This window comes from uncultured Citricoccus sp. (assembly GCF_937871995.1).
Lineage (GTDB): Bacteria > Actinomycetota > Actinomycetes > Actinomycetales > Micrococcaceae > Citricoccus.
This window is the reverse complement of the sequence record NZ_CALMQR010000110.1, coordinates 1-19,833: the sequence shown is the minus strand read 5'-3', so window position 1 is coordinate 19,833 and position 19,833 is coordinate 1. Positions and strand designations below refer to the sequence as shown.

20 protein-coding genes and 1 other RNA gene are annotated in these 19,833 nt (G+C 71.3%); 14 read left to right on the top strand and 7 right to left on the bottom strand.

All coding sequences use genetic code 11. From position 1 onward, the window contains the following. Nucleotides 1-22: 22 nt before the first annotated feature. From Q0283_RS13050 to Q0283_RS13005, 10 genes are all read left to right on the top strand, one after another. Entirely contained in the window at nt 23-793 is a 771-nt protein-coding gene (locus Q0283_RS13050) for an ABC transporter ATP-binding protein (protein ID WP_298045047.1), read from the top strand. A gap of 3 nt (nt 794-796) precedes the next feature. Next, the gene (locus Q0283_RS13045) at nt 797-1,573 is read left to right on the top strand and encodes an ABC transporter ATP-binding protein (protein ID WP_183524467.1); all 777 of its coding nucleotides are present in this window, start codon (nt 797-799) and stop codon (nt 1,571-1,573) included. Nucleotides 1,574-1,576: 3 nt separating this feature from the next. After that, nucleotides 1,577-2,458 (top strand): branched-chain amino acid ABC transporter permease, encoded by an 882-nt coding sequence (locus Q0283_RS13040; protein ID WP_010144280.1) that lies wholly within the window; start codon nt 1,577-1,579, stop codon nt 2,456-2,458. Continuing rightward, on the top strand, nt 2,455-3,669 hold the full coding sequence (locus Q0283_RS13035) for a branched-chain amino acid ABC transporter permease (RefSeq protein ID WP_183524470.1): 1,215 nt from the start codon (nt 2,455-2,457) through the stop codon (nt 3,667-3,669). The genes Q0283_RS13040 and Q0283_RS13035 overlap by 4 nt, the downstream gene beginning before the upstream one ends. Next, nucleotides 3,666-5,231: a class I adenylate-forming enzyme family protein gene (locus Q0283_RS13030; RefSeq protein ID WP_298045044.1), complete on the top strand. Its 1,566-nt coding sequence runs from the start codon at nt 3,666-3,668 to the stop codon at nt 5,229-5,231. The genes Q0283_RS13035 and Q0283_RS13030 overlap by 4 nt, the downstream gene beginning before the upstream one ends. Beyond that, a complete protein-coding gene (locus tag Q0283_RS13025) occupies nt 5,221-5,955 on the top strand; it encodes a TetR/AcrR family transcriptional regulator (RefSeq protein ID WP_221243336.1) in 735 nt (244 codons plus the stop codon). Before Q0283_RS13030 ends, Q0283_RS13025 begins: the two co-directional genes overlap by 11 nt. Continuing rightward, on the top strand, nt 5,930-6,919 hold the full coding sequence (locus Q0283_RS13020; protein ID WP_298045042.1) for an alpha/beta hydrolase: 990 nt from the start codon (nt 5,930-5,932) through the stop codon (nt 6,917-6,919). Before Q0283_RS13025 ends, Q0283_RS13020 begins: the two co-directional genes overlap by 26 nt. A 193-nt stretch (nt 6,920-7,112) precedes the next feature. Continuing rightward, a complete protein-coding gene (gene ftsE, locus Q0283_RS13015; protein WP_183524479.1) occupies nt 7,113-7,994 on the top strand; it encodes a cell division ATP-binding protein FtsE in 882 nt (293 codons plus the stop codon). Next, a complete protein-coding gene (gene ftsX / locus Q0283_RS13010) occupies nt 7,991-8,905 on the top strand; it encodes a permease-like cell division protein FtsX (RefSeq protein WP_183524482.1) in 915 nt (304 codons plus the stop codon). Before ftsE ends, ftsX begins: the two co-directional genes overlap by 4 nt. A 64-nt stretch (nt 8,906-8,969) precedes the next feature. After that, a complete protein-coding gene (locus Q0283_RS13005) occupies nt 8,970-10,508 on the top strand; it encodes a M23 family metallopeptidase (protein ID WP_183524485.1) in 1,539 nt (512 codons plus the stop codon). Nucleotides 10,509-10,569: 61 nt separating this feature from the next. On the opposite strand, the gene Q0283_RS13000 is transcribed toward Q0283_RS13005, so the two are convergent. Next, nucleotides 10,570-12,021: an amino acid permease gene (locus Q0283_RS13000; RefSeq protein ID WP_183524488.1), complete on the bottom strand. Its 1,452-nt coding sequence runs from the start codon at nt 12,019-12,021 to the stop codon at nt 10,570-10,572. Between the two features lie 200 nt (nt 12,022-12,221). Between Q0283_RS13000 and smpB the strand changes: the two genes are divergently transcribed. After that, nucleotides 12,222-12,728, top strand: coding sequence for an SsrA-binding protein SmpB (smpB, locus tag Q0283_RS12995; protein ID WP_298045040.1), 507 nt, complete (start codon nt 12,222-12,224; stop codon nt 12,726-12,728). Between the two features lie 112 nt (nt 12,729-12,840). Next, nucleotides 12,841-13,211: a transfer-messenger RNA gene (gene ssrA / locus Q0283_RS12990) on the top strand. Between the two features lie 86 nt (nt 13,212-13,297). Here ssrA and Q0283_RS12985 read toward each other — a convergent pair. From Q0283_RS12985 to aroA, 5 genes are all read right to left on the bottom strand, one after another. Then, nucleotides 13,298-13,672, bottom strand: coding sequence for a CrcB family protein (locus Q0283_RS12985; protein ID WP_298045039.1), 375 nt, complete (start codon nt 13,670-13,672; stop codon nt 13,298-13,300). Beyond that, nucleotides 13,669-14,154, bottom strand: coding sequence for a CrcB family protein (locus tag Q0283_RS12980; RefSeq protein ID WP_298045038.1), 486 nt, complete (start codon nt 14,152-14,154; stop codon nt 13,669-13,671). The genes Q0283_RS12985 and Q0283_RS12980 overlap by 4 nt, the downstream gene beginning before the upstream one ends. Next, on the bottom strand, nt 14,154-14,972 hold the full coding sequence (hisN, locus tag Q0283_RS12975; RefSeq protein WP_183524497.1) for a histidinol-phosphatase: 819 nt from the start codon (nt 14,970-14,972) through the stop codon (nt 14,154-14,156). Before hisN ends, Q0283_RS12980 begins: the two co-directional genes overlap by 1 nt. 63 nt (nt 14,973-15,035) lie before the next feature. Next, nucleotides 15,036-16,148 (bottom strand): ribosome small subunit-dependent GTPase A, encoded by a 1,113-nt coding sequence (rsgA, locus tag Q0283_RS12970; RefSeq protein ID WP_298045036.1) that lies wholly within the window; start codon nt 16,146-16,148, stop codon nt 15,036-15,038. Further along, nucleotides 16,145-17,587 carry a 3-phosphoshikimate 1-carboxyvinyltransferase gene (gene aroA / locus Q0283_RS12965; protein WP_298045035.1) on the bottom strand — a complete coding sequence of 481 codons (1,443 nt, stop codon included), beginning with the start codon at nt 17,585-17,587 and terminating at the stop codon, nt 16,145-16,147. Before aroA ends, rsgA begins: the two co-directional genes overlap by 4 nt. Nucleotides 17,588-17,774: 187 nt before the next feature. Here aroA and Q0283_RS12960 point away from each other — a divergent pair, with 187 nt between their 5' ends. Both Q0283_RS12960 and rsrA read left to right on the top strand, forming a co-directional pair. Then, nucleotides 17,775-18,530, top strand: coding sequence for a sigma-70 family RNA polymerase sigma factor (locus Q0283_RS12960; protein WP_298045034.1), 756 nt, complete (start codon nt 17,775-17,777; stop codon nt 18,528-18,530). Next, the gene (gene rsrA, locus Q0283_RS12955; protein ID WP_010144300.1) at nt 18,527-18,793 is read left to right on the top strand and encodes a mycothiol system anti-sigma-R factor; all 267 of its coding nucleotides are present in this window, start codon (nt 18,527-18,529) and stop codon (nt 18,791-18,793) included. Before Q0283_RS12960 ends, rsrA begins: the two co-directional genes overlap by 4 nt. A 370-nt stretch (nt 18,794-19,163) precedes the next feature. Here the strand turns inward: rsrA and Q0283_RS12950 are convergent, their stop codons facing one another. Next, a complete protein-coding gene (locus Q0283_RS12950) occupies nt 19,164-19,766 on the bottom strand; it encodes a GDSL-type esterase/lipase family protein (RefSeq protein WP_183524512.1) in 603 nt (200 codons plus the stop codon). Nucleotides 19,767-19,833: the final 67 nt, after the last annotated feature.

Sequence of the window (19,833 nt, the reverse complement as noted above, 5' to 3'; positions counted from 1 at the left end):
GATCCTGCCCGAAAGGACCATCATGACCACCCAGACCCCTGCCCTGAGATTCCAGGGCATCGGCCTGCACATCGGCGGAGCGCGCATCCTCCAGGACATCGACCTGGAGGTCGCGCCCGGGGAGATGGTCGGGGTGATCGGCCCCAACGGGGCCGGCAAGACCACCCTGTTCAACCTGGTGTCCGGCCTGATGCGACCCACCGAGGGAAGCATCACCATGAACGGCAGGGACATCACGCACCTGCCGGTCGACCGGCGGGCGAAGGCCGGACTGGGGCGCACGTTCCAGACGTCCTCGCTGTTCCCGGGCCTGTCCGTGCTGGAGAACGTCCGCCTGGCCGCCCAGGCCCAGCAGGGCGGCTCGCTGTCCCTGCTGCACTTCCCGCGCCGGGGGGACGCGGCCACCACCCGGGCCACCGATTGCCTGGAACGGGTCGGCCTGCAGCACCGGACGGACGCCGCGGCCGGGGGGCTCTCCCACGGGGACAAGCGCAAGGTGGAGATCGCCATGCTGCTCGCCACCGACCCCGAGCTCATCCTGCTGGACGAGCCCATGGCCGGCGTCGGGTCGGGGGACGTGCCGGGACTCATGGAGATCATCCGCGGCATCCACCGGGAGTCCGGCCGCACCCTGATGATGGTCGAACACCACATGGAGGTCGTGCTCGGCCTCGTGGACCGGGTGGCGGTGATGCACCAGGGCTCGCTGCTGGCCGTGGACCAGCCGGAGCAGATCATGGCCAACGCGGAGGTCCAGGCGGCCTACCTCGGCGAGATGGGACAGGTGGCCTGAGCCATGAGCACCACAGTGCAGCGCACCCCGGCTCCCGTGCCGGCGGGCGGCACCCACCCCGCCCCCGTCCTGTCCGTCAGGAACCTGAAGGCCTCCATCGGCGGCCAGCAGGTCGTGGAGGACGTCACCTTCTCCGTTCCGGCCACCGGCATCACCGCCCTGCTCGGGCGCAACGGCGTCGGCAAGACCTCGACCATCAAGGCCATCCTCGGCCTGATCCACCGGGACGCCGGAACGGTGGAACTCCAGGGCCAGCCCATCCAGGCCCTGCCCACCCACCGGATCGTCCAGCGCGGGGTCGGCTACGTCCCGGAGGACCGGGAGGTCTTCGCCGGACTGAGCGTGGCCGAGAACCTGCGCCTGTCGGAACGGGACGACCATCCCCGGCGGGAGCTCGTGGAGTCCCTGTTCCCGGACCTGGTCAAGCGAGCGCAGCAGGCCGCCGGCTCCCTGTCCGGGGGACAGCAGCAGATGGTCTCCCTGGCCCGGGCGCTGATGAACGAGAACCGCGTGCTGCTCGTGGACGAGCCCACCAAGGGCCTGGCCCCCAAGATCGTCGGCGAGGTCGCCGACGCGCTCGAGGAGGCCGCCAAGACGGTGCCGATCCTGCTCGTCGAGCAGAACCTGGCGGTCGTCCGCCAGCTCGCCGCCGGGGCCATCGTGCTCTCGGACGGCCACGTGGTCCACACCACGGACTCCGCCACGTCGTTCCTCGAGGACGACACCCTCGTCACCCGCCACCTCGGCGTGGGCACGGGGCCAGCTCACGAAGGAGCCTGACCCATGGACACCATCCTCCTCCTGCTGGTCACCGGGATCGGCCTCGGCGCCGTCTACTTCCTGGTGGCCTCCGGACTGTCCCTGATCTACGGCCTGATGGGCGTGCTGAACTTCGCTCACGGCGCGTTCCTCACCCTCGGCGCCCTCATCGGCTGGGAGACGGCGCGGGTCATGGGGGCCGACTCCTGGGGCGGCTTCGCGCTGTCCCTGCTGGTCGGCTGCCTCGTCGGCGCACTGCTGGCCGCGCTGACGGAGTTCGTCCTCATCCGCCCGCTGTACGAACGGCACATCGAACAGGTCCTGGTCACGGTCGGACTCAACCTCGCGGCCATCGCGCTGTTCGAGGGCATCTGGGGCACCGACCCCGTCTTCATCCAGGGCCCCACCTGGATGGGCATGACCACCAACATCCTGGGGGCCCAGGTCCCCAACCACCTGTTCATCACCATCCTCATCGCCGGGCTGGTGCTGGCCGGCATGGTGCTGTTCCTGAAGAGGACCCGTTACGGCATGATCATCCGCGCCGGCGTGGAGAACCGCTCCATGGTCACGGCCCTGGGCATCGACGTCCGACGGGCGTTCACCCTGGTCTTCACCATCGGCGGCGCCGCGGCCGGGATCGGCGGTGTCCTGGCCAGCCACTACTTCGGCTACGTCTCGCCCCTGCTGGGCGGATCGCTGCTGATCTTCGCCTTCATCGTCACCGTCATCGGTGGCCTCGGCTCCCTGGCCGGTGCGGCGGTCGCCTCCGTGCTCGTCGGGGTGCTGCAACAGTTCGCCAACTACTTCTGGAGCATCGGCGACTTCGTGGTCGTCATCCTGCTGGCCGTCGTACTGCTGACCAGGCCCTCCGGACTCATGGGACGAAAGGTGGCCACCGCATGAGCGCCTCCACGGAAGAACTCAAGGACCAGCACGGCGGCCGCGGGGGCCGGGAGGGGTCCTCCGCCACGGACCGGCTCAAGGCCTCCCTCACCCCGCCCACGACACCGGGCCCCTCCGGCCCCGGCCGGTCCCCGGCCCGCCGTCGGATCATCGGCGGCGTCGCCGCCGTCGCCGGGGTCGTGGCCCTGGCCCTGCTGCCGCTGCTGAACATCCAGCTCCCCGGCATCCTCCCCACCGCCACCTACCAGCCGGGTGCCCTGCAGCTGATGGCGCTGTGCCTGCTGATGGGCGCGGCGGCCCTGACGTACCACCTGCTGATCGGCGTGGCCGGACTGCTGTCCTTCGGGCACGCCCTGTACGTCGGAGCCGGCGCCTACGTCCTGGGCATCCTGCTCGAACGCACCGGCATGGGACTGATCCCGGCGATGCTCCTCACGCTGCTCGTCGTGGTCATCCTGGCCAACGTCACCGGTGCGGTGGCCCTGCGGGTCAGCGGCATCCCGTTCGCCATGGTCACCCTGGCGTTCGCCCAGGCCGGCTCGGTGCTGGTGCGGCGCAACCCGGACGGTGCCACCGGGGGCGAGGAGGGGCTGAGCCTGAACACGGAGCAGGTCCCCGCCTTCCTGGTAGGGGTGTCCAACACCCGGAACCTGTACTGGCTCGCGCTGGCCGTGCTGATCATCGTCTTCGCCATCGTCAGCTGGATCCAGAACTCGCGGGCCGGCCACCTCGCCGAGGCCGTGCGCGAGAACGAGAACCGCGTCAGGGTGCTGGGACTGAAGCCCTACCTGGCCAAGCTGCTGATCTTCGTGGTGGGCGGCACCCTGGCCGGCTGCGTCGGCATGGTGCACCTGTTGCTGCAGTCCGGTGCCGTCCCGAGGACCGTCTCGGCGGACTTCACCATCACGCTGCTCGTCATGGTGGTCCTCGGCGGCGTCGGGTCCCGGTGGGGAGCCGTGGTGGGCGGCGTGCTGTACACGCTGCTCGACCAGCGGCTCACGGTGCTCGCCCAGTCCGAGGCCATCCAGTCGATGCCGGCCCTGCTGAGGGTGCCGCTGTCCGAACCGCTGTTCCTGCTGGGCACGCTGTTCGTCCTGGTGGTGCTGTTCATGCCGGGTGGCCTGGCGGGTTTCGTCCGGCGGCTCTCGGCCCGCTCCGGACGGGGCCGGCCGGGCAAGGACCCCGTCACGGTCCTGGAGCAGGCCGAATGAACGCGGCGCTGCACACCCTGGGCCGGTGGACCACCGACCGCGCCGTCGCCACTCCAGGCCGCACCGCCATCCTCGACGCCGGGGTGGCCCTGACCTACCGGGAGCTCGAGGACCGCGCGACCCGACTGGCGGGCAGACTCGTCGCCGCCGGTTACCGGCCGGGGGAGCGCGTCGCCACCCTCTCCGGCAACAGCTCGGACCACGTGGTGCTGTTCTTCGCCTGCGCCAAGTCCGGCCTGGTCCTCACCCCGCTGTCCTGGCGCCTGCGGCCCGCCGAGGTGGCCGTCCAGCTGGAGACCGCGGATCCCGCCCTGCTCGTGGTGGAGGAGGACTTCGGGTCGCTGGCCGCCGAGGCCTGCGCCCTGCTGCCGATGCCCCCGTCCCGCGTGCGCCCGGGGCGGTCCGGTATCGAGGAGGAGGTTCCGGCCCCGCACCGGCGAGGGACGGGCCGGGGCTACCGGGCGGAGGAACGGGCGCCCGGTAGCCCCGTGCAGGACGACGACCCGGTGCTGATGCCCTTCACGTCCGGGACCGAGGGAGCCTCGAAGGCGGTAGTGCTGACCCACGCCAACTGCTTCTGGAACAACCTGGCCCTGTCCCGCACCCTCGAGATCACCTCCTCCGACGTGGTGCTGGCCGTCCTGCCCCAATTCCACACCGGGGGCTGGAACATCCAGCCCCTGCTGGCGTGGTGGTCCGGCGCCACGGTGGTCATGGAACGGACCTTCGACGCCGGACGGGTCCTCTCCCTGATCGAGGACCGCTCGATCACCACGCTGATGGCGGTCCCCGCGCAGTACCTCATGCTCGCCGAGCACCCGCGGTTCGCCACCACGGACCTGTCCAGCCTCCGGCTGGCCGTGGTCGGCGGGGCGTCCATGCCGCCGGCGTTGATGCGGGCCTGGCACGCCCGCGACGTGCCGCTGGTCCAGGGCTACGGACTGACCGAGGCGGGTCCCAACGTGCTCTCCCTGCCGGCCGAGGACGCGCGCGAGAAGGTGGGCTGGATGGGACGGCCCTACCCCCACGTCGAGGTCGCCGTCGCGGACCCGGTCACCGGCCGGCTGCTGGAGGGCCCCGCCACCGGGGAACTGCTGGTGGGCGGCCCCAGCGTCTTCGCCGGTTACTTCCGTGATCCGGAGGCCACCGCCCGGGCCCTGAGCGGCGGCTGGCTGCACACCGGCGACCTGGTGGAGCGCGACGCGGAGGGGTACTTCCGCATCGTGGACCGTCTCAAGGACATCTTCGTCTCGGGCGGGGAGAACGTGGTCCCCGCCGAGGTGGAACAGGTCCTCACCGCGCATCCGGCCGTGGCCGCCGCCGCCGTCGTCGGGACGCCGCACGAGCGCTGGGGGGAGACCGGGCACGCGTTCGTGGTCCGCCGCTCCGGAGTGCCCGTGGACGAGACTGAACTGCGCGAGCACTGCGCACGGCTGCTGGCCGGGTACAAGCAGCCCACCCACTACACCTTCGTCCCGGACCTGCCCCGGACGGGCCTGGAGAAGATCGCCCGGGGCCGACTGCGGCCCCCGGCCCGGGAAAGGACTCACCATGGCCATTGAACCGCTGCATCCGGACACGGACACGCCCGGCGGCGAGGAGGTGCCCACCACCACCAAGGGCACCGTGCTCACCGCACGGGGGCTGCGTACCCGCAGGAGACTGCTGGACGCCGCCGAGAAGGTCTTCGCGGAGCTGGGCTACCCGGCGGCCTCGATCGTGAAGATCACCGAGGAGGCGGGCTGCGGCCTGGGGACCTTCTACCTCTACTTCGAGGGCAAGCAGGAGATCTTCAACGAGGTCGTGATGGACCTCAACCGGCGGGTGCGGCGTGCCATGACCGATGCCGCCCTGGCGGAGGCCGACGCCGGACGCATCGCCTCCGAACGCGCGGGCTTCCGGGCGTTCTTCCGCTTCACCGCCGAGCACCCGGCGCTGTACCGGATCATCCGGCAGGCCGAGTTCGCCTCACCGGACGCGCTGCGGTTGCACTACTCCCGCATCGTGGACGGCTACGCCCAGGGCATCGAGCAGGGCCAGCGGTCCGGTGAGGTGCACCGCATGGACCCGGAGGTGGTCGCCTGGGCCCTGATGGGCATCGGCGAGATCATCGGCATGCGCTGGGTGCTCTGGCCCCAGGACCAGGACGGCGCCACGCGTGAGGGCACGGGGGACGTCCCCGACCACGTCTTCGACACCATGATGGAGTTCATCGAGCGGGCGCTGGCGCCCGGGGCGATGGACCGGGAAGGAACGGACCATGTCCGAGACATCACTGGCCGCTGACGCGTCCTCTCCGGTGGCGCGGAACCACCGCCACACGGACCTCGGTCCGGACTACCGCCAGACCACGGTCGCCGTGACCGGTGGGCGGATGACGGTGGGCCTGTGGGGTCCGCGCGACCCGGCAGCCCCGACGATCCTGGCCGTCCACGGGGTCTCGGCCTCCCATCGCAGTTTCGGCCTGCTTGCCCAGGCGCTGCCCGGGGTCCGGATCATCGCCCCCGACCTGCGCGGCCGGGGCCGGTCCAGTGCCCTGCCGGGGCCGTACGGGATGCCGGCCCACGCCGATGACCTGGCCGCCGTCCTGGGCGAGACGGCCACCGGCCCGGTCGTCGTCGTCGGGCACTCCATGGGCGCCTTCGTCACCCTGGTGCTCGCGCACCGGCACCCGCACCGGGTGCGTTCCGTGGTCCTGGTGGACGGCGGCATCCCCCTGAGGGTCCCCGCCGGCCTCGATCCACAGCAGGTGGTCCAGGCCGTGCTGGGCCCGGTGGCCGAACGGCTCGCGATGCGCTTCGGCTCGGTGGAGGACTACCGCCGGTTCTGGCTGCTGCACCCGGCGTTCCTCGACGCCTGGACCCCGGGCAGCAGCACGGCGGCGCTGATGGAGGACTACATCACCTATGACCTGGAACCGGACGGGGCCGCGCTGCGCCCGGCCACCCGTTACGAGGCCATGGCCCAGGACACCACCGAGCTGCAGGGGGGCGGTTCCCTCCTGCGGGCGATCGACGAGCTCGCCGTCCCGGCACACCTGCTCTGGAGCCGCAGGGGCCTGTTCAACGAGGAACCCGGACTGTTCAGCGAGGACTACATCGCGTCCTGGCGGGGCCGGGTCCCTGCCCTGGCACGGCACCTGACGGTCACGGAAGTGCCCGGGACCAACCATTACTCGATCGTGATGGCTCCCGGGGGCGCCCGGACCGTGGCCGAGATCATCACCGCGGGGCTCGGCGCACCCTCCTGACCCCAACGCCCGGCTGACCGGGGTCGATGCTGATCATCGCCGACGGTGGTCCGGGATGACACGCCTGATTCCGGACGCGAGATCCCACGAGTGTTACCTTCCCGTGACTATCGTGGACGGGGCCGGCACCGAGCCTTCTCCCGACCCAGCCCCGGGTGCCGCAGGGCATCCTGTCCGTGGGCGAGTGTGGAAGATGATCCGGTTCGAGCAGGTCACCAAGGTCTACGACCGCCGTTCCCGTCCGGCGCTGCAGGACGTGACGGTGGAGTTCGAGCGCGGTCAGTTCGTGTTCCTCGTGGGTGCCTCCGGCTCCGGAAAGTCGACGTTCATCCGCCTGATGCTCCGGGAGGAGCGGGCCAGCGCCGGAGCGGTCTACGTGGCCGGCCGCAACGTGGCCAGGCTGCCGGGCTGGCGGGTGCCCCGCCTGCGCCGCAGCATCGGCGTGGTCTTCCAGGACTTCCGCCTGCTGCCCAACAAGACCGTCTTCGCCAACGTCGCCTTCGCCATGCAGGTGCTCGGCAAGGGGCGCGGGCAGATCCGCCAGACCGTTCCGCAGGTCCTGCGCACCGTGGGCCTGGACGGCAAGGAGCGGCGCCTGCCGCACGAGCTCTCCGGCGGGGAGCAGCAGCGGGTGGCCATCGCCCGCGCCATCGTCAACCGACCGGACATCCTGCTGGCGGACGAGCCCACCGGCAACCTGGACCCGGAGACCTCCCTGGGGATCATGGCCGTGCTGGACCAGATCAACGAGAACGGCACCACCGTGGTGATGGCCACCCACGACCACGACATCGTCAACCAGATGCGCCGGCGCGTGGTGGAACTGCGCGAGGGGCGGATCGTCCGGGACGAACAGGCCGGCCAGTACCGCACCGCGCCGGTGCCGCCGGCGGACGACTGGGCGGCGACAGCGGGGGAGACCGTCCAGACGAGCACGGACACCGGCACAGGCGCGAGCGCAGACACGGACACGGACACGGACGCAGGGATACGCGCAGTGCCTCCCGGGCCGGTACGGGCCGGCACGGCACGGACCGGCACGGCGCGGACCGGGACGGAGGAGGGCCGCCGATGAGGTTCGCGTTCATCCTCGGGGAGACCCTCTCCGGCATCCGCCGCAACCTGTCCATGGTGGTCTCGGTGGTCCTGGTGACCTTCATCTCCCTGACCTTCGTGGGGGCCGCGGGCCTGCTGCAGCTGCAGATCAACCAGATGAAGGGCTACTGGTACGACCGGGTGGAGGTGGCCATCTTCCTGTGCACCGGGACCTCGACCACGGCCTCCTGCGCCACCGGTCCCGTGACCGACGGCCAGCGCGAGGCGGTCCGGCACCTGCTGGAGTCGCCCACGGCCGCACCGTACGTCAAGAGCTACGAGTACGAGTCCCAGGACCAGGCCCTGCAGATCTTCCAGGAGCAGTTCAAGAACTCCGCGATGGCCGGGACCGTGACCGCCGAGCAGTTGCCCGAGTCCTTCCGGGTGGCGCTCGTGGACCCGGAACAGTACGAGGTCGTCAACGAGCTGTTCTCCTCGATGCCCGGCGTCGAACTGGTCTCGGACCAGCGGCAACTGCTGGAACAGATCTTCTCCCTGATGAACATGGCGTCGGTGATCGCGGTGTCGGTGGCCGGGGTGATGCTCGTCTGCGCCGTGCTGCTCATCGCCACGACCATCCGCCTCTCCGCCTTCTCCCGGCGGCGGGAGACGGGCATCATGCGCCTGGTGGGCGCCTCGAAGACCATGATCCAGCTCCCGTTCCTGCTCGAGGGCGTGATCGCCGCCCTGCTCGGGGCCGTGCTGGCCAGCGGAACCTCGTGGGCCATCGCCGAGTTCTTCATCGGGGACTGGCTGACCCGGCAGTATCCCGGCACCGGATTCATCGCCGGGGGGGACGCCCTGATGCTGGTGCCCCTCCTGCTCGCCGTCGCGGTCGTCCTGGCCGCCGCGTCATCCCTGCTCACCCTGAGGCGCTACCTTAAGGTGTGACCCCCGTCTGACCTGCACGGACACCACTGTGTCCACATCGCGACCGCACCACCGGAGGAACACCATGAAGCGAGGCCGGCTGTCCCGCGCCATCCTGGGCGCAGGGCTCGTCACCGTCCTGACCCTGTCCATGGGCGGCGCCGCCCTGGCCCAGGGCGGCATCGACGACCTGCAGCGGCAGATCGACCAGGCCGAGCGCGAGAAGTCCCGGATCAACGAGGAGCTGGGTGACCTCGGCGGGCAGCAGTCGTCGCTCCAGGGCCGGAGGGGTGACCTCGACGCCTCGCTGGAGGGCCTGGACTCGGAGATCGCGGACAAGATCCGCGAACTCAACCGGCTCCAGGACCGGTTGCCCGGGGCCCAGGAGGCCCTCTCCGCGGCGGAGAGCCGGGTCTCGGCGGCCACGGCCGAGGTCCAGTCCCTGCAGGAGCGGGTCCACCGGGCCGAGTCCAGCCGGGCCGAGCTCCTCGCCGAGGTCAGGGCGAGCGAGAGGGAACTGGACACCGCCCGGCAGGAGATCGGCCAGATCGCCAACCAGGCCTACAAGCAGGGCGGCGTCTCCTCGGACCTGGCGTTCATGCTCGGCCTGAGTGACTCGTCCCTGCCGGACGCCGTGGGCTTGGCCGACCAGGCCATGCGGATCCAGAACAACAGGATCTCCTCCGTCTCCCAGACCCGCGCCACGGACGTGAACGCCGAGGTCCGGCTGGCTGCCGTCGAGGCCGAGATCCGTGACCTGCGCGCCGAGGCCGAGAAGGCCCTGGACCGCGAGAAGCAGGCCCGCGACGAGGCCTCCCGCGCCAAGCGCGCACTGGACGGCATGGTGACGGACACCTCGAGGCTGACCGATGAGCTCAAGGCCCAGCGACCGAAGATCCAGGCCCAGATCGACGCCAACCGGGCGGCCCAGGACCAGGTCAACCGGCAGATCGCCCAGCGCCAGCGGGCGCTGACCGCCCAGTCCAGTCGCCAGTCCGACCTGCAGCGCCAGCACAGCGAGGCGGTGGCAGAGGCCGAGCGCAAGCGTCGGGCGGCCGAGGAAGCGGCCCGCAAGGCCCGTCAGGCCGCCGCCGCGGCCGACCGGGCCGCCGCGCGCCGGGCCCAGGACGCGGCCGACCGGGCGGACCGGGCCGCCGTGGCCGCCGAGAGGCGCGCCCGGCAGGCGGAGCAGCAGGCCGGTTCCTCCGGGTGGGGACTGCAGATGCCGATCAGCACCTACCTCACCTCCGGGTTCGGCTGGCGCGCGACGCCGGCCGGCACGTTCGACTACGGTGGCGCCGGGGGCTACGTGCACACGGGCATCGACTTCGGCGGGGGCTGCGGGGTCCCGATCAAGGCCGCCGCCGCCGGGGAGGTCTGGAACGCCGACTGGGCCGTGTGGTCGTCCGGCAATCGCGTGGTCATCTCCCACGGCGTGGTCAACGGCCGCGCGCTGGCCACCAAGTACCACCACATGACCCGGTCGACCGTCTCACCCGGGCAACAGGTGCGGCGTGGGCAGGTCATCGGGTACACCGGATCCACCGGCAACTCCACGGGCTGCCACCTGCACTTCGAGACCATCCTCGACGGCCAGGCCATCGACCCGCTCGGCCTGCTCTGACCCGCTCGGCCTGCTCTGACCCGCTCGGCCCGGTCGGGCCCGTACCGCCCGAACGGGCCGGTCAGGACCGGGAGGCCAGGTCGTGACGGTAGTGGGGGCTGTCGGCGTTGAGCACGGAGTGCCGGCGGCCGTAGGCGAAGTAGATGACCAGGCCGATGACGAGCCAGACGCCGAAACGCACCCAGGTCTCCCAGTGCAGCTGCAGGATGAGGAAGAGCGAGGCCAGCACGCCGAAGGCGGGCACCACGGGCATCCAGGGCAGCCGGAAGGTCCGGGAGGCCTCGGGGCGGGTGTAGCGGAACAGGATCACGGCCGTGCAGACGACCACGAAGGCGGACAGGATCCCGATGTTGGTCAGGTCCGCCACGGCCCGGATCGGGAAGATCCCGGCCAGCACGGCCGAGGCGATGCCGGCGATCCAGGTCACCCGCTGTGGCGTGCCGCGGTGGTCCACCCGGGCGAACCACGGGGGAAGCAGTCCGTCGCGGCTCATGGAGAACCACACCCGGGTCACGCCGAGCAGGAACGTCACCATCACGGTCAGGATCGAGATCACCGCGAAGATCGAGATGATCGAGGCGACCACGGGCAGGCCCACCGAGTAGAAGGCGGAGGCGAAACCGGCCTCCGGGTCGATGTCCCGGTAGTTCTGCATCCCGGTCAGCACGAGCGTGGCGGCCACGTAGAGGACCATCGCGATGATCAGCGACAGGATGATGGCCTTGGGCATGTGCTTGGTGCCGTCCTGCGCCTCCTCGGCGGCCGTGCTCATGGCGTCATAGCCGAAGACGGCGAAGAAGACCGTGGCCGCGCCCGTCAGCACGGGGCCGAACCCGGAGGGCATGAACGGGTCGAAGTTGGCGGTGTCGATGTAGAACACGCCCAGGCCGATGATGAACAGGATCAGCAGGATCTTGATGCCGACGGCGATCAGCTCGAACCGACCGAAGGTCTTCGTGCCCCGGCTGAGGATGAAGGTCACCAGCAGGCAGATGAGGATGGCCGGGAGGTTGATGATCCCGCCCTCGCCCTGGTCGGGCGTCGAGGCCATCCACGCGGGCAGCTCCAGCCCGAACCCCTGCAGGAACGCCTCGGCGTAACCGGAGATGCCGATCGCCACCACGGCGACGATCGCGATGTACTCCAGCAGCAGGTCCCAGCCGATGAACCAGCCAATGATCTCGCCCAGGGCCACGAAGCCGTAGGTGTACGCCGAACCGGCCCGGGGGATCATGCCCGCGAACTCGGCGTAGGACAGCGCCGCGGCCGCGGAAGCCAGGCCGGCGATGAGGAAGGAGATGAGGACGGCCGGGCCGACGGGGGGATTGTTCGCGTCCCCGTGCGCCACCAGTCCGGCCAGGGTGAAGATGCCGACGCCGACGATGCCGCCGACGCCGAGGGCGGTCAACTGCCAGAGGCCCAGGCTCTTGGACAGCACCGCGTGCTTGCTTTCCTCCTCGATGAGGTCGATCGGCATACGCCGCAGGATGGACTTGGGGTTCTGTGCTTTCATGGCTGTCCCGCCTATCCGTGCACAGCTGGAGGACATGATGGCTTGAACGTACTCGCCTCCACGGGCCACGCCAAGGATCACGGTCTCCCGGTCCCGGGTGAATTGCGCCGGGTGGTGACCCCGGTGCCAGCGCCCGTTCCCTTGACGGCGGCAGTACACTGGAAAGTCCGTGTGACCACCCCGGGCCGGAAGGAGAAGCCATGGCCAAGAAATCAGCTGACGGGTCGAAGAAGGCCGGTCCTGACGGCAGGCAGGTCATCGCGACCAACCGCAAGGCCCGCCACAATTACCTCATCCTGGACACCTACGAGGCCGGGATCTCGCTGATGGGCACCGAGGTGAAGTCGTTGCGGGAGGGCCACGCCTCGCTGGTGGACGGGTTCGCCGTGTTCTACGGCAACGAGCTCTACCTCGAGCAGGTCTACATCCCGGAGTACCTCAACGGGTCCTGGACCAACCACGCCGCCCGCCGCCGGCGCAAGCTGCTGCTGCACCGCCAGGAGCTGACGAAGATCGCCCGCCAGATCCAGGAGTCGGGACACACCATCGTGCCGTTGCAGCTCTACTTCCGCAACGGCCGCGTCAAGGTGGAGATCGGCGTGGCCCAGGGCAAGAAGGACTACGACAAGCGCCAGGCGCTGCGGGAGAAGCAGGACAAACGCGAGGCCCAGCGCGCCATGCGGATCCGCAACCGGCGCGCGGCCTGAGTCACCGCCGCCGGGAATACCCGCGGACGCCCATGGGTTATACTGGGCAGTCCGGACCAGGTGGGGGATCAGTGGAACCCCGCAGGGCACCGGTTGATTGACAACAGAACATGGGGATGATCGGTTTCGACGATGCACGTCGCGACAGGGGAAGCGGGCCGAGGATGCAGAGTTATCTCGGAAACGCCCTCTGCAAACCAACAAGTGCCGAATCTAAGCGCACTGACTTCGCTCTCGCTGCCTGATCAGTGAACGAGTCCGTCAGCCCGGGGATGCTATCGCCCCGGATCCTGGCGTCGATTAGATAGCCACTGTCCGCCACCCTCGCCGGGGGTCGTGGTGGAGACATTAATCCGGCTGGGCCCGGGTTGGCTGCCTGTTTGCGGGACAGCCAGGGCCGAGTAACACCCAGCGCAAACTGCGCCCGGAGAAGCCCTGACAACACTGCATCGGACGCGGGTTCAATTCCCGCCATCTCCACTCCCCGTGACGGACCCGGGACATCGCTGCGGCGGTGTCCCGGGTCCGCTGTGTTTAAGCACCCGGGGACTTCTCGCGCGCACCCTCGTTCACGCGGCCGACAGCGCAGACCCGCTCAGCAGCCCCAGCACCACGGCCAGGGCGCCGAGGCCCAGGTGCAGGGCCCACGTCCTGGCGGCGGTGCCCCATCGGCCGCGGAGGACGTCGTCGGCGGTGGCGGTGGACACGGTCGAGAAGGTCGTGAGCGCGCCGCAGAACCCGGTCACCCACAGGGTCGTCGCGTCCGCGGAGGGCTGGAGACCGATCACCAGGCCGGCCACGAGCGAGCCCGCCACGTTCGCCAGCAGGATCCCGCCCCGGGGCAACCAGTGGTCGCAGGCCAGGCGCAGCACGGCGCCGCACGCACCGGCCAGCATGAGCCAGAGCACGACGCCGGCCCCGGCCGCGTCCGGCAGCACGCTCACCGGGTGCCCCCGGGCGTCCCGGCGCGCAGTCCCGCCAGGGCGGCGGCGGTGCCGAGGGCGGCACTGACGGCGAGGGCCGCCACGACGCCGAGGGCCACGAGGGCGAGGGCGACCGGTTCACCCGGGGCGGCCTGCGGGCCGAGGCCCGTGACGAGGGCGGCGGCCAGGACCACGGCCGAGAGGGAGGTGAACGAGCCCAGGACGCCCACCCCGAGACCGGCCCGCAGCCAGCGCGGCAGCGGCCGCCGGGAGGCCCGTGCGGTGAGCAATCCCAGCAGGAAGGCGCCGAGCAGGTTGACGACCGAGAGCATGAGCCAGCCGGGGACGGGGGAGTCCGCGGGGGAGGGGACGACCTCGACCAGCAGCCACCGCGCCAGCGTCCCGGCCATCCCGCCCGCGGCCACCGCCAGGACCATCGCCGCGGTGAGCGACTCGCGCGGCGGGGCCTGGTCCCGGCCCGCACCGGGATCCCGGCCGCTCATCAGGCCTGCGTCTGGCCGATCAGGTCCGGGTTGAGGGCCTCGAGGGCGTCGGGGTGGAGCAGGCCGTTGGTAGCCAGCGCGTTGCCCCCGAACGGGCCGTCCTCGCCCTCGAGCGAGGTGAAGCGGCCCCCCGCCTCGGTGACGATCGGCACCAGGGCGGCCATGTCGTACAGCTCGAGCTCGGGCTCGCAGGCGATGTCCACGGCGCCCTCGGCGACCATCATGTAGGACCAGAAGTCACCGTAGGCGCGGGTGCGCCACACGGTGGAGGTCAGTTCCAGGAAGTCCCGGATGTTGCCCCGCTCGCGCCAGCCCTCGAGGGAGGAGTAGGACAGGGAGGCATCTTCGATCCGGGACACGTTCGAGGCGTGGATCCGCGTGGCCGAGGCCAGTGACTTGCCCATGAACGCGCCGGTGCCCTTCGCGGCCCACCAGCGCCTGTTGAGGGCCGGGGCCGAGACCACGCCCACCACGGGCTCGCCGTCGTCGATCAACGCGATCAGGGTCGCCCACACCGGCACCCCGCGCACGAAGTTCTTGGTCCCGTCGATGGGGTCGATCACCCAGCGCCGCGGGCCGTGGCCGGTCTCGCCGAACTCCTCCCCGAGGACCGCGTCCCGCGGGCGGGCCCGGGAGAGGTTCCCGCGGATCAGCTCCTCGGCCGCGCGGTCCGCGTCCGTGACGGGGGTGAGGTCCGGCTTCGTGTCGATCCTCAGGTCCTGCGCCCTGAAGCGGGACATCGTCTGGGAGTCCACCGAGTCGGCCATGATGTGGGCCAGCCGGAGGTCGTCCGTGTAGTTCTTGGGCGCATCGCTCATGCAGGCCACGCTACCGCGAGGCCGCAGGGCTCAGCGCCATCGGCACGACCGGTGGCCGGCGGCTCACCACTCATCGTCGGAGCGCCCGTCCAGCAAGCGGCGCAGCGAGGCCAGCCGCTCGGCGCCGGACGTGCCGGCGTTGCCGCCCGCCACCCACGCGTCGAGCGCGCACCCGGGTTCCCCGGCGGCGTGCGTGCAGCCCCGCGGGCAGTCCGCGAGGGCCGGCGCCAGGTCCTCGAAGGCCTCCACCACGCGATCGCGGTCCACCAGGCCCAGGCCGAACGAGCGGATCCCGGGGGTGTCCACCACCCAGGACTCGTGCTCCCCGCCGGGGTCCACGGACGGCGCGTCATCGGCGGAGCCCTCGGCCGGCAACGGGATCGCCAGGGCGGAGGAGGAGGTGTGCCGCCCGCGGCCGGTGACCGCGTTGACATGGCCGGTGGCCCGCCGGGTGCCGGTCAGGGCGTTGAGCAACGTGGACTTCCCGACGCCGGACGGGCCCACCAGCACGGAGATGTGGCCTTCCAGCCGGGACCGCAGGGAGCGCAGCAGGGCCGGGTCCAGGCGGGCATCGCCGTCACCGGACCCGCTGCCCGCGGCACCGGAGGTGAGCACCTCCAGACCGAGGTGCCGGTAGTGGGCCAGCAGCCCGGCAGGGTCGCGCAGGTCCGTCTTGGTGATGCACAGCAGCGGCTCGATCCCCGCGTCATAGGCGGCCACCAGGGCACGGTCGATGAACCCGGTGCGGGGCTCGGGATTGGCCGCGGCCACCATGATGACCAGCAGGTCCACGTTGGCCACCACCACGCGCTCGTAGGCGTCGGAGTCGTCGGCGGAACGCCGCAGCACGGTGCTGCGCTCCTCGATCCGCACGATCCGGGCCAGGCTCCCCTCCAGGCCCGAGAGGTCCCCGACGAGCCCCACGAGGTCGCCGGTGACCACCGGGTTTCGGCGCAGCTCACGGGCGCGCATGGCGGTGACGGTGTGGAACCCCTCCCGGCCCGGCAGGTACACCGTGTACCGGCCGCGGTCCACCGTGACCACGCGGCCGGTGACGGCATCCTCATGGGCGGGCCGTTCCTTGGTGCGCGGGCGCGAACCCCTCTTGCTGGGGCGCGAGCGCACGTCGGACTCGTCCCAGCGCTTCGGGTCGAAACCGCGCCCGGGCCGGCTCATGCGCGGTCGCCGTCCCCGGTCACCAACCGGGTCCACAGCTCGGGGAAGTCGGGCATGGTCTTGGCGGTGGTGCCCACGTCCCGCACCAGCACTCCGGGCACCGCCAGTCCCACGACGGCCGCGAAGGTGGCCATCCGGTGGTCGTGGTAGGTCTCCAGGGTCGCCCCGTGCAGGGCGGAGGACTCTCCGGTGGTCCCCGTGCCCTCGGCGTCAGGAGAGCCGCCCGTCCCCCGGAAGGCGAGGTAGTCGGGGCCCTCCTCGACCTGACCGCCCATCCGCCGCGTCTCGGCGGCCAGTGCCGTCAGGCGGTCGGTCTCGTGGCCGCGCAGCTGCCCGATCCGGGACAGGCGTCCCGGGCCCTCCGCCAGCAGGCACAGGGCCGCGACCGTGGGCGCCAGCTCGCCGGTGTCCGGAAGGTCCCCGGGGGCGGTGATCCGCGGGTGGCCGGTCTCCGTCAGGGCACCGGTCACCGTCAGGGTGCCGGTGTGCCCCTCCGGGTCCGGGGAGAAGTCCACAGTGGCACCGAACGCGGGCAGGATGGTCCGCCAGCGGTCGCCGATCTGCGTGGTCCCGGCGGGCCAGTCCGGCACGCGGACCTGGCCGCCCGTCACCACGGCCGCGGCCAGGAACGGCCCCGCGTTGGACAGGTCCGGTTCCACCGCCAGGTCCAGGGCGCGCACCGGGCCGGGGGAGACCCGCCACTGGCCCGGGACGGAGTCGTCCACCTCCACCCCGCAGCGGCGCAGCACGCTCACGGTCATCGCCACGTGCTCCGGGCTCGGCACCGCGTCCCCGGTGTGCACCAGGTGCAGTCCCCGGCGGAACCGGGGGGCGGCCAGCAGCAGTGCGGAGACGAACTGGCTGGACCCCGAGGCGTCGACCTCGATCCGGCCGCCCTCGACGCCGCCGGTGCCGTGCACGGTGAACGGCAGGGTCCCGCGCTCCGTGCCGGGGCCGTCCACGGTGATCCCGAGCGCGGCCAGCGCCGCCAGGACCGGACGCATCGGGCGGGCCAGGGCGGCCTCGTCACCGGTGAAGCGGGTGGGACCGGCCACGAGGGCGGCGATCGGGGGCACGAAGCGCATCACGGTGCCGGCCAGGCCGCAGTCCACCGTGCGCCCGGCCGGGGCCCCGTCACCGGGGGCGGGCGCACCGGCGCCCGCGCCGCCGTCGGGAAGGGGGGTGACGCGCACGGTACCGGGGCCGGTGTGCTCCACCACGGCACCCAGGGCCGTCAGGGCCCGGATCATCAGGCGGGAGTCCCGGCTGTCCAGGACGCCCCGCAGCACACTGGGCCCCTGGGCCAGCGCGGCGAGGACGAGGTAGCGGTTGGTCAGCGACTTCGATCCCGGGACACGCACCGTGCCGCGGACCGGACCGGTCGGCTCGGGGGCGGGCCAGGGGTCGGTGAGGGGGGAGGCCGAGGCTGTTGTGGTCACCCACCCAAGATACCGGCCGCGGAATATCCGCGCCCGGGGGGTTGCTGTACCCGGTACCGCCACGAGGACGGTGGCACCGGCCCGGCCGGTGCCGGACGATGACGAGCGAGACGAGTGAAGGGACGGTTCCATGGCCCCTGGTGCAGCGACCCTGGCAGGACCTGCCGCGGACGTAGACTGGGCGACGATGGAAACGCACAAGACCGCCCAGGCTCCCTCCGAGCACGATGACCCCGAGGTGGACCTCACCGCGGAGTCCGACGCCGCCCGCCGTCAGCGCTTCGAGCGCGATGCCCTGGAGTACGTGGACCAGCTGTACTCGGCGGCCATGCGCATGACGCGCAACCCGCAGGACGCCGAGGACCTGGTCCAGGAGGCCTACACGAAGGCCTACTCGTCCTTCCACCAGTACCGCCCGGGGACCAACCTCAAGGCCTGGCTCTACCGGATCCTGACGAACACGTACATCAACCTGTACCGCAAGCGCCAGCGGCAGCCGCAGCAGGCGGCCACGGACACGGTCGAGGACTGGCAGATGGCCAAGGCCGCCCAGCACACCTCCACCGGGCTGCGCTCCGCCGAGACGGAGGCCCTGGACCACCTGCCGGACTCCGACGTCAAGGACGCCCTGCAGGCGATCCCGGAGGAGTTCCGGCTCGCGGTGTACTTCGCGGACGTCGAGGGGTTCGCCTACAAGGAGATCGCGGAGATCCTCGACATCCCCATCGGCACGGTGATGAGCAGGCTGCACCGCGGGCGCAAGCTGTTGCGCGGACTGCTGACGGACTACGCCCGCGAGCGCGGCATCACGGTCGAGCCGAAGACCCCGAGGACACGGAAGGCCGCCCCGAAGAAGGGTGGCACGAAGACCACGACCAGCAAGAACGCGGAATCCGACGCCGGCGCCACCGGCGGGACCGAAGAACAGGAGGCGGGCAGATGAGCGCGGACTGCGAGAAGATCGGCGACTGTGAGGACGCCCGGATCCAGCGGCTCTACGAGTACCTCGACGGTGCGCTGACGCACGAGGACCTCGAGGAGGTGCGCAGCCACCTGGAGGAGTGCACGGAGTGTGCCCACGAGTATGACCTGGAGTGCATCATCCGCTCCGTGGTCCGCCGCAGCTGCACCGAGAAGGCGCCGGACGCCCTGAAGGTGAACATCATGGCGCGGATCAGCCAGATCCGGGTGGAGGCAGGCCACTGACCCCGGGCCGTCCGCTGCGGACGGCCCGCCGGCAGGACCGGCCCCAGACGCAACAGACCCCGCCGGCCGGGACGGTTCGACCGTCCTGACCGGCGGGGTCTGGTGCATTCCGGGGCATTGCCTCCGGCCGGGCCTCAGGTGTTGGGCCGCTTGCCGTGGTTGGCGCCGCCCTTGCGGCGATCGCGCCGCTTGCGTCCACGCTTGCTCATCGCGTTTCCTTCCGGTGATGGGAACGGACCCGCGCCGCACGGGCGCGTTCCTGTGCTGTCCCGGTGCGTGACAGCACCATTCAGTTTCGCATACCCCGCCGGTGCCGGACAAAGCGGTGCACCTCCGCGGGGTCCGGCCGGCCGCGACGCCGGCACGGGGGTCAGGCGGTGGGCTCCGGCACGTTCAGCCACTGGTACCACCCGCGGTGGAGCACCAGCCAGGCGATGAGCCCGTATCCGGCCTGCCCGGGCAACCCCTGGCCGGCCGCGAGGTCGTTGCGCCACTGCTCGTGGTTGACCAGCGGGGTGAAGGTGTCCACGTAGTAGTGGTGCCGGCGGTCGGCCACGTCCATGTACGCCGCGTTCAGCTCGGAGAGCCGGGCGTTGCGTTCCCCGTCGAGGGACGGCACGGGGCCGACCACGAGGGTGGCGATGTCCAGCTGGGCGGCACGGTCCAGGACGTTGGCGAGGTTCAGCCGGGCCCGGGCCGTGGAGGACTCCAGGTCCAGGTCGAGGTCGGACAGGCCGATGACCAGCCGGTTCTCGGTGTCCTGCCCGTACCGCCGTGCGGACTCCGCCTGCCAGCGCTGGGACAGTGCCTCGGTGCCCTCTCCCGGGCAGGCGAGCACGTAGCTCTCCAGCTGGACACCCGGTGCCGAGGTCTTGGCCAGGACGCGTCCCAGCCAGCCCAGGGCACGGGGGTCGCCCACGCCGGCCAGCAATTCATTGCCGACGGACGCGATGCGGATCCGACGAATCTCCACGGTCTACCTTTCGATTGCGATGGTCGCCACTGTAGCAAGGGCCCGACCGGGATCCGGCCCGGCCACC